Source organism: Bacillus sp. AK124 (assembly GCF_053903085.1).
Map to the genome: position 1 here is coordinate 2,165,441 of NZ_CP096378.1, position 11,071 is coordinate 2,176,511.

The 11,071-nt window shown below is 48.5% G+C and carries 3 protein-coding genes; all 3 read left to right on the forward strand.

From position 1 onward, the window contains the following. Positions 1-76 precede the first annotated feature (76 nt). The 3 genes from M1E06_RS10945 (at position 77) to M1E06_RS10955 (ending at position 11,070) form a co-directional block, all read left to right on the forward strand. On the forward strand, positions 77-1,237 hold the full coding sequence (locus M1E06_RS10945) for an acyl-CoA dehydrogenase family protein (RefSeq protein ID WP_020451704.1): 1,161 nt from the start codon (positions 77-79) through the stop codon (positions 1,235-1,237). Between the two features lie 31 nt (positions 1,238-1,268). Next, positions 1,269-2,906, forward strand: a complete 1,638-nt coding sequence (locus M1E06_RS10950) for an AMP-binding protein (RefSeq protein WP_020451703.1) — start codon at positions 1,269-1,271, stop codon at positions 2,904-2,906. A gap of 508 nt (positions 2,907-3,414) precedes the next feature. Further along, positions 3,415-11,070, forward strand: a complete 7,656-nt coding sequence (locus tag M1E06_RS10955; RefSeq protein ID WP_080131413.1) for a non-ribosomal peptide synthetase — start codon at positions 3,415-3,417, stop codon at positions 11,068-11,070. Position 11,071: the final 1 nt, after the last annotated feature.

The window sequence follows — 11,071 nt, forward strand, 5'->3', positions numbered from 1 at the left end:
AAATGCACTTTTTTAATATAATGTTACAAAGCTCTGCTGCCTAAGGAATTTGACGATCCAAAAAGGGGGTCACTTTATGAATTTTGAACTAACCAGAGAACAGCAAATGGTTCGCGAACTCGCCAGAGATTTTGCGAAACAGGAAATTGCACCGCATGCCGAACATGTTGACAGGACGGGAGAATTTCCGGTTGAGACATTTAAAAAAATGGGGGAGCTCGGCCTCTTGGGAATTCCGTTTCCGGAATGCTACGGCGGGTCAGGCGGGGATACGATTTCCTATGCGCTTAGCGTCGAAGAAATCGGCAAAGCGTGCGGGAGCACCGGTCTAAGCTATGCTGCGGCTGTATCGCTCGGGGCTGCACCGGTTTATTATTTCGGCACCGAAGAACAAAAACAAGAATATCTCGTGCCACTTGCGACGGGCCGGGCGCTCGGAGCGTTCGGGCTGACCGAACCGAATGCAGGATCAGATGCGGGCGGCACCCGGACAAAAGCCCGCTCGGAAGGGGACAGCTATGTGATCAGCGGGGAGAAATGCTGGATCACCAATGCCGGATATGCCCGGACCGTCATCGTCACCGCCGTCACCGGAAAAGATGACAACGGAAAAAACATCATCTCCGCCATCATCGTTCCGACAGATTCGGAAGGCTTCACCATTAATAGCGAATATGACAAAATGGGTGTCCGCGGCTCCAATACATCGCAGCTCATCTTGGACAATGTCCGCGTTCCAAAACAAAATCTGTTGGGAAGCCCGGAAAAAGGGTTTAAACAGTTTCTCAATACACTTGACGGGGGCAGAATTTCGATCGCCGCGCTGGCCGTCGGTATCGCTCAAGGCGCTTTTGAGGCCGCGCTTGCATACGCACACGAACGAAAACAATTCGGCCGGCCCATCTCCTATTTCCAGGCGATTCAGTTCAAGCTTGCCGACATGGCCATGGAAATTGAGCTTGCCCGCAATATGGTGCTGAAGGCCGCCTGGCTGAAAGATCAAGGCCGGCCGTTTACAAAGGAAGCGGCTTTCGCCAAGCTTTATGCCTCAGAGATGGCGTTCAGGACATGTAATCAGTCCATTCAAATACACGGAGGATACGGGTATATGAAAGAGTACGGAGTCGAGCGGATGCTGCGGGATGCCAAATTAATGGAAATCGGTGAAGGAACTTCAGAAATTCAACGGCTCGTCATCGCAAGGCAGCTCGGCATAGGCAAACAAGCGGCAAAATGAAAACGCTTTCCGGGAGAAGGGAGGGACAACGTTGGCAGAGCTGCTCCATTTGACTATCGGAAAATTGTTGGAGAAAACCGCGGCAAACGCACCTGATCACGAGGCTGTCGTCTATCCGGATCGCCGTCTCCGTTATACGTACCGGCAATTTGACCAGTTGTGCAGAAAAGTCGCAAAAGGACTGGTGGCGCTCGGTATTGAAAAAGGTGAACATGTCGCAATTTGGGCTTCCAATACTCCGGAATGGCTCACCGCCCAGTTTGCCTCGGCAAAAACGGGCGCGGTGCTTGTCACAGTCAACACGAACTATCAATTATCAGAGCTTGAATATGTGCTGAAACAGTCAGATGCCACAACACTCATTTTAATGGAATCATACCGGGGCACTTCTTACATTGATATCCTTTACAAACTGATTCCTGAATTGAAGGAGTCGGAACCGGGTAAGCTCGCATCTGAAAGACTGCCTTTCTTAAAAAATATTATTTTGATGGGAGATAAAAGGCATCCCGGCATGTACCTTTGGGATGACATATTAAAGCTCTCCGGTTCGGTAAGCGAAAAAGCGCTTGATCACAGGATGGAACGACTCAAAGAGCATGATGTCATCAATATGCAATATACATCAGGTACGACAGGCTTTCCAAAAGGCGTGATGCTCACTCATTCCAATTTGGCAAACAACGCGGCAAATATTGCGGAATGCATGAATTTATCGAGAAAAGACAGAATGTGCATCCCCGTACCCTTTTTTCACTGCTTTGGATGCGTGCTGGGAACTCTCGCTTGCGTCACCGCCGGTGCGACGATGGTGCCGGTGCAAGAATTCAATCCAAAAGAAGTGCTTTCCGCTGTCGAAACGGAAAAATGCACGGCGCTGCACGGTGTACCGACCATGTTCATTGCCGAACTGAATGATCAAGATTTTGCATCATATGACTTGTCTTCTTTAAGAACGGGTATCATGGCCGGTTCAAACTGTCCGATTGAAGTTATGAAAAAAGTGATCAATAACATGGGGATGTCTGAAATAACGATTGCATACGGACAGACAGAAGCATCACCGGTCATTACCCAGACGAGGGTCAACGATTCGCTCAAAAGAAGGGTCGAAACCGTAGGGCGCGCCTTGCCGAATGTTGAAGTCAAAATAACTGAACCGGGCACAAATCAGGAGGTTGCAAGAGGCGTTCAAGGCGAGCTGTGCACACGCGGCTACCATGTCATGAAAGGCTATTACAAAAATTCTGAGGACACGGCAGCGGTGATTGATGAGGACGGATTTTTGCATACAGGTGATTTAGCCGTAATGGATGAAGAAGGCTACTGCCGGATTACCGGGAGATTAAAAGACATGATCATCCGAGGCGGAGAAAACATATACCCGCGGGAAATAGAAGAGTTTTTATACAAGCATCCCAACATTCTCGACGTCCAAATTGTCGGTGTGCCTGACGAAACATTCGGTGAAGAGATATCGGCCTGGATCAAACTGAAAAGCGGAGCATCCATGACAGCTGACGAATTAAAAGAATACTGCAAAGGTAAAATCGCCCGTTATAAGATTCCGCGCTATATCGCATTTGTCGAAGAGTTCCCGATGACGGCATCGGGAAAAGTGCAGAAATTTAAATTAAGGGAGCAAGCGCTTGAACATTTTCAATTGTAATTTTCTCTTGCAAGTGCGACGAACTAAAATGAGGGACTCTTTTGTTAAACGGATCATCCGCACATGTAAACGGATGCCGTGTAGCCTAAAGCTTTTGAAAGTGAAGCAAAACTGTATCTTAATTGGTTAAGGTACAGTTTTTTTATGAGGTTTTTCAAAAACACGTGAGATGATATTTTTTACGAATAAATGATGACAATTTATTTGCATTTCTGCTCGGAGTGCGTGGAATTCCAGCTCTGTTTTTTGAATAAAATGGTATAAACATCGTGATATTTTCTCCGCTTTAGAGCTTTTCTTATGTTATGAGCAGTAAAGACAAGAATTTTGCAGATGAGATAAAATAACCATTTTCTAAAAAATTATTGAATTTATTGTAAACATTGTTGTATTTTATCGAATTTGTATTACAATGATTCTCATACGTATGATTTAGCCATATATTGTCATATAACCTGTAATTATTTTACTTTTTTTATTCTCTTATATTTGAAATGGAGGGGTTCCATTGAACACAACCTACACTTTGACCCATGCTCAAAGGAGAGTATGGTTTACCGAGCTGCTCGATCCGGGTACAAGTATCTGCAATCTTGCAGCCTGTGTCAAATTCAGGGGCGCTATTGACCTTGATGTGCTGCGGCGGGCTTTGGATTTTTCAGTTTCCCGGCATGATTCACTTCATTTTCAGCTGACAGAAGGGAAAGGGGAAGAGCCTGATCTTTATCTCGCTGAACATCGCCCGCTTTCCATAGAGACTATTGATTTGACAAAGGCCGGCAAGTCCGAACGGAATAAGTGGATTGACGATCAGACTTCGATTCCGTTTAAGCTGTTTCATTCACCGCTTTATCAATTCACCCTGCTGGCGATTTCGAGCGAAGAAGTTTGGCTCTATGCAAAATTCCACCATATCATAATGGACGGTATTTCTCTTAATCTGCTAGGCAATCAACTGATTGAGATGTATCAAAAAATGATTCGGAATGAACCCTTACCTCAACATCATGAACCTTCCTATCTCACCTATATCGAAAAAGAGAAGCAATACTTGCAATCTTCCCGGTTTGAAAAAGACCGCTTATTTTGGACAAACACCTACCACACCATTCCAGAACATTTCCCACTAACAGAAAAAGCCTTGCCTCAACAACAAAGCACCGCCGCTTTAAGAGAAACCCTGACTCTTTCACATCCCTTGGCAGAATCAATCCGACACTTTTGCGAAAAGCATCAAATTAGCATTCTTTCTCTGTTTATGGCTTCGTTTTACATATGCATCAGCAGAATGACATCCAGCAAGGATATTGTGATTGGGACCTATTACGGAAACCGCGCCTCCAGGCTGGAAAAAGACATGCTCGGTATGTTTGTGAGCACACTGCCAATCAGAATGGAAGTCGATCCGGATTGTGATGTTCTTTCATTTGTCACAAGCATCGGGAAAGAACAGCTTTCAGTCATGCGTCATCAAAAATATCCCTACAATCTGCTGATGAACGAATTAAGGCATCAGCATGGTGATCTGCAAAATTTAATTGTCACTTCCATACAGTATCAGCCGCTTCAATGGCAACAAGCAGATGGCTTTGAATATGAAACGGCCATGTATTTCAGCGGGCGCACTGCAAATCAGCTGTCTGTTTCAATTAAAGAGCGCCTTGATACCGGTATCATACAGTTAAATTTTGATTATCATACCGCTATGTTTACTGATCATGACATCAAACGGATTCAATCCCATCTTTTAACCGTTTTGGAGAAGGCGCTTGAGAAGCCGGACCAGCCGATTAAAAACATCGATATGGTAGAGTCCAACGAAAAGGAACGGATTTTGTCTGCTTTTAACCAAACAGATTCCGTCAAACCTTTGGCGCCGACGCTGCATGGTTTTTTCACCCGCCGCGCGGCGCTGTCGCCGAACTTGCCGGCGGTTCGTTTTTCCGGCGGTATCTTAACGTACCGAGAGCTTGATCAGTATACCAATCAACTTGCTGTCCGGTTGAAGAAAAAAGGCGTCGCCAAAGAAAGTGTGGTCGGCGTGCTCGCCGACCGTTCACCGGAGATGGTGATCGCGGTGCTGGCTGTTTTGAAAGCCGGCGGCGCTTACGTGCCGCTTGATCCAGACTATCCTGAAGAACGGCTCAGATATATGCTCGCTGACAGTGGCGCCCGGCTTCTCGTCACAGGGCCGGGTTTGTCCGTCTCCGGATTTTCCGGGGAAACGCTTGAAGTCAATCTGTCATCACTTCGAACGGAACCAGCGGAGAACGAACCGGTTTGCGCTCATACGGATGGCGGCTCACTCGCCTATGTCATCTATACATCCGGTTCAACCGGGACACCGAAGGGCGTCGCGGTTGAGCACCGACAGGCTGCCGCCTTTTTGTCCGGGATGCAGCGCCAGTTCCCATTAACTGAAGATGATGTCATCGTGCTCAAGTCATCGTTTTCATTTGATGCTTCGATCTGGCAGTTGTTTTGGTGGATGATTCCCGGCGCCTCCATGTATTTGCTTCCGCAGGGCTGGGAGAAGGATCCCGCTTTGATGACAGAGGCCTTCACAAAAGAAGGAGTGACGACGGCGCATTTTATCCCGGCGATGGCCAACAGCTTTTTAGACCAGGTCGAGATGGAAACAGAGGAGAAAAGGACAAGCCTTGCGAAAACCTTGAAACGCGTATTCGCCGGAGGTGAAGCGCTCGCTCCCCAGACAGCCGCCCGATTTGCCCGGTCTTTGCCGGAGACTGCGGTCATTCACGGCTACGGGCCGACAGAAGCTACGGTGGATGCCGCATTTTATCGGTACGACCATGAAAAAGACAGGGAACGGATGCGGCTTCCGATCGGAAAACCTGTACCGGGAGCCCGTCTTTATATTTTAGACAGTGAGAAAGCTGTCCAGCCCATAGGGGTGGCCGGAGAACTGTATATCGCAGGCGCGGGCGTCGCAAGGGGCTACTTGAACCGTCCGGAGCTGACAGAAGAACGGTTTCTCGATGACCCGTTTTATCGAGGGGAACGCATGTATCAAACGGGCGATCTGGCGAGATGGCTCCCGGACGGCACCGTTGAATGGCTGGGCCGCATGGACGGTCAAGTGAAAATCCGCGGCTACCGGATCGAACCGGGGGAAGTCGAAGCGGCGCTTCGCCAGATCGACGGCGTGCGGGAAGCGGCGGTTGTCGCACGGACAGAAGGGGAGGAAACCGAGCTTTGCGCCTATATTGAAGGTCAGGACCAACAGACCGCAAGGACAGAACTAGGCAAACGCCTGCCGGTCTATATGATGCCTTCAGCCTTCATCGAGATGGAAAAGTGGCCTGTCACTCCGAGCGGAAAGCTTGACCACAAGGCGCTGCCCGCTCCCGACGGAGCGGCTGAACGACGCGCTTATACCGCGCCGCAAACCATCACGGAAATGAAGCTCGCTAAGCTTTGGGAAGAGGTGCTGAAATACGGCCCTGCCGGCACTCGCGACCACTTTTTTGAACAAGGCGGCCACTCGCTGAAAGCGACAGCGCTCGTCTCCCGCATCGCCAAAGCGTTTGGCGTGCAGGTGCCGCTGAAAGAGATTTTCGCCAAGCCGACACTGGAAGAGCTCGCCGCCGTGATTCAGGAATTGGATGAAAGTCCGCATGCGGCGATTGAACCGGCGGACAAACAGGACACCTACCCGGTGTCCTCGGCGCAAAAGCGGATGTATGTGCTTCAGCAGCTGGAAGACGGCGGTGTCGGCTACAATATGCCGGCGGCGCTTAAGCTGACAGGACCGCTCGACCGCGCCCGGCTTGATGAAGTATTCAGGCAGCTGATCCGCCGCCACGAATCGCTCAGGACGTCGTTTGAAACAGGGGCAGACGGCGAGCCTGTCCAGCGCATCCATGATGATGTCCCGTTTCAGCTGATGGAGTTGGCGGCGGCTGAAGACTTTGTCCGTCCGTTCCGGCTTCAAGAAGCGCCGCTTTTCCGCGCCGCTCTTGTGAAGGAGGCGGAGGAGAGCCACCTGTTGTTGGTGGACATGCATCACATCATTTCCGACGGGGTGTCTGTCGGCACCTTAATCCGCGAATTCAGCGAGCTGTACGTCAGCCAGACGCTTCACCCGCTGCGGATTCAATATAAAGACTACGCCGTCTGGCAACAGGCATTCAAACAAGGGGAGGCGTACAACAGACAGGAAGCCTATTGGCTGAAGCAGCTCGACGGAGAGCTACCGGTGCTGGAGCTTCCGGCCGACAACGCCCGCCCGGCGGTGCGAAGCTTTGCGGGTGATACAGTGTCCCGCACGCTTGATGCGAAAACAACAGCCGGCCTTTACAAGATCGCCCGCGACAACGGTTGCACCCTGTATATGGTTCTTCTCGCCGCGTACAGCACGCTTCTTGCCCGTCTCAGCGGACAGGAGGACATCATCATCGGTTCGCCGATCGCCGGAAGACCACACAAAGACTTAGAACCTGTCATCGGCATGTTTGTCAACACATTGGCGATCAGAACGCAGCCGGCAGAAAACAAATGTTTCAGCGATTTCTTAAAGGAGGTCCGCGAAACGGCGCTTGAGGCATTTGAACATCAGGATTATCTGTTTGAGGAGCTTGTCGACAGGCTTGATGTCGTCCGTGATATGAGCCGCAATCCGCTGTTTGACGCCATGTTTATTTTGCAAAACATGGAACAGCACGATATGCAATTAGCCGGCCTTCAAGTCAATCGCGTTCAAACATTTGCCCATCAAGTATCTATTTTTGACCTTACATTGACCGCTTGCGAATCTAACGGGAATATCCGTCTCGACATGGAATTCAGCACCGATCTTTTCTTAAAAACAACCATCGAGCGCTGGATGAAACATTTGCTTGTACTTTTGCGCCATATCGTCCATCAGCCCGAGACAGATCTTGCACGCTTCAATCTTCTGAACGATGAAGATCAATACCAAATTCTTGTTGAATTTAATCACAAACACCTTCAACTTCCAGAACGAACAGCAGTGTTTCACGAACTGTTTGAAGAAACAACAGCGAATAATCCTCAGAAAATCGCAGTCATTGAGGGCTCGAAACAGATCAGCTATCACCAATTGAATGGTCGCGCCAATCGACTGGCGCGGACGCTTCAAACAGCCGGAATCGGTCCTGGAAAACGAGTTGCGATTTTGGCCAATCGTTCGATTGAAGCCATCATAGGTGTTTTGGCCGTGCTGAAAGCGGGAGGAGCGTATATCCCGATAGATTCCCATTATCCAGAAGAAAGAATTCGGTTTTTATTAAAAGACAGCGAAGCATCTGCGCTACTGGCCCAGGCTGAATATATAGATATCGCTTCACTTTTGACAGATGGCAGTATGCCTTGCATCCAGCTTGACCATGAACATAATGGCCTGCACGAGGAAAATATGGTTTCAACAGCAACTCCAAAAGATACTGCCTATGTCATCTATACTTCGGGAACAACAGGAGTGCCAAAAGGAGTTGAAGTCAGACATCGCAATTTCACACATGCAGCGCTTGCTTGGCGAAGCATCTATGAGCTTGACCGCACACCGGCGAGAGTGCTGCAAATGGCCAGTTTCTCGTTTGATGTCTTTTCAGGAGACATAGCCCGGGCATTCTTAGACGGGGGAACGCTTGTGATTTGCCCGGATGATGTCCGAATTGAGCCCGAACTGTTATGTAAGCTGATGAATCAACAGCAGATTACATTAATGGAATCGACACCAGCCCTGATTGTTCCCTTTATGGAATATGTTTACCGGCGGAAATATCGATTACCGAGCCTAAAGGTGCTGATTCTGGGCTCAGATATTGTCAGTGCACAGGATTTTTACACATTAAATGAACGATTCGGAAAAGAGATGCGGATCATCAACAGCTACGGTGTAACAGAGGCGACCATTGATTCAAGCTATTATGAAATCACGATGAGTAAAGAGCCTTATCACGATTTTGTACCGATCGGCATTCCGCTCCCAAATGTACAAATGTATGTTCTCAACAAGAACAAACAAGTTCAGCCCATCGGCGTCCCGGGAGAACTTTTTATTGGGGGAGAAGGCGTGGCCAAAGGTTATTGGCAAAAAGCTGAATTGACAAAAGCCAAATTCAGCGATCCATTAGCGCAAGGTCGGCCGCTGTATCAAACCGGAGATCAGGCCTGCTGGCTTCCTGACGGCACCCTCCGTCTTTATGGGCGTCTTGATCAACAAGTCAAAATAAAGGGCTACAGAATTGAGCTCGAAGAAATAGAAAATGCGCTTTTGAAGAACGAGCATGTCAAAGAAGCGGTAGTCGCCATTCAAAAAGATATTGAAGGGAAAACCTATTTGGCGGCATACGTCGTTCCTAAAGAAACAGACATCATCGATTTGCGTTTAGATTTGGCAAAAAGGCTTCCGGCTTACATGATTCCAGCCCATTTTGTCGGTTTAGAGAAAATGCCGCTTACATTTAACGGAAAATTGAATAAAGACGCTTTGCCTGCTGCACATGTTCAGCCCCTGGAAACTTACCATGCCCCGCAAAATGAAAAACAAGCATTGCTATGCCGGATTTGGGAGGATGTGCTCCATGTACGGCAAGCCGGCATCACCGACTCTTTCTTTCAGCTGGGGGGAGACTCCATAAAAGCGCTGCAAGTGTCGGCTCGTCTTGCCGCTGAAGGATGGGATATGACGATTCGGGATTTATTTCAATTTCCGACCATTGAAGAACTGGCGAGTCACCTGACTCCGACCGTATCAATTGCCAATCAGGGACCTGTTGAAGGGAATGCCAGTCTAACACCTGTACAGCAAAGGTTTTTTGCCTATCCTGGCGCCTTTGAACATCATTACAATCAAGCAGTCATGCTCACAAGTGAAAAAAGATTGGACGAGACTGCACTGCGCCGGGCCGTATCCGCTTTAATCAAGCATCATGACGCCTTGCGGATGATGTTTAAAAAAGACGATAACGGACGCATCCTTCAATATAATCGCGGAATCAGTCAAACGGATGAGGATGGATTCAGCTTTAAGACCATAGACCTCGCCGATGAGACGCAGATTGCCGAACGCATAGAAGCGGAGGAAAAACGAATACAGCTGGCAATGCGTTTGGACGAAGGACTCCTTTGTCACATTGGATTGTTCAGATTGCGGGATGCAGACCATCTGCTGATCGCCATTCATCATCTGATTGTGGATGGTGTGTCATGGAGAATTTTGCTTGAAGATTTACAAACAGCTTATCAGCAAGCTTTAGCAGACAGAAAAATTAAATTGCCGCAGAAAAGCGATTCTTACGTAACATATGCAAACAGGCTGCATCCATTGTCAACAAGCAACGAACTGCTTGAGGAAGCGGCATATTGGGAGCATGCGATATCTTTTGAAACGACCGCATTACCAAAAGACGGTCACAGGAATGCGGACAGGCTGCAAAAAACGGCACTCATCGCTTCGCGCATGTTAAGCGTGAAACTGACAAACCAGCTGCTGTTTCAGACAAAACAGGCATACGGCACAGAGGTGAATGAACTGATGCTGGCGGCCTTGGGAATGGCGCTTGCCGATTGGACGAAACGTGAGCATTTCCTTGTCAGTGTTGAGGGACATGGCAGGGAAGGACATGTTCCGGACATTGATATTTCCAGAACTGTAGGATGGTTCACCTCGATTTATCCGGTTCTTCTGGACATGAGTGCACCGGACAATTCAAGCGAAAAAACCGCTTGCCGTATAAAAAACGTGAAAGACATGATGAGACGCGTGCCGAACCAAGGAACCGGATACGGGCTTTTGCAATCGTCCCAACGTATTCAGCACCGTGAACCTGAAATCTGCTTTAACTATCTCGGACAGTTCGACGGTCTCGAAGGAATGATGCGGATGTCTCCTTATCAGCCGCGCCACAACATTGCAGAAGAGCGGCCGAGAGAATTTGATTTGGACATTAATGCCATGGTCGTCAATCAGCGGCTTGATATTCAAACTGTCTATACCGACGTCTTTTCCAGGCGTACGATTGAAACATTTATGGATGGCTTCCATGACCGCCTTTGTGAGGTCATTGAGCATTGTTCCGCCAAGAAAAAACGAGAAAAAACATTGAGCGATTTCAGCAATAAACAATTGACTTCCGCTTCATTCGAAAGTATTGCCAATCTCGTAAAAGAACTTTAAT

Coding starts and splice junctions, on each gene's coding strand:
- M1E06_RS10945 (WP_020451704.1), top strand. CDS start 77: ATGAATTTTGAACTAACCAGAGAACAGCAAATGGTTCGCGAACTCGCC.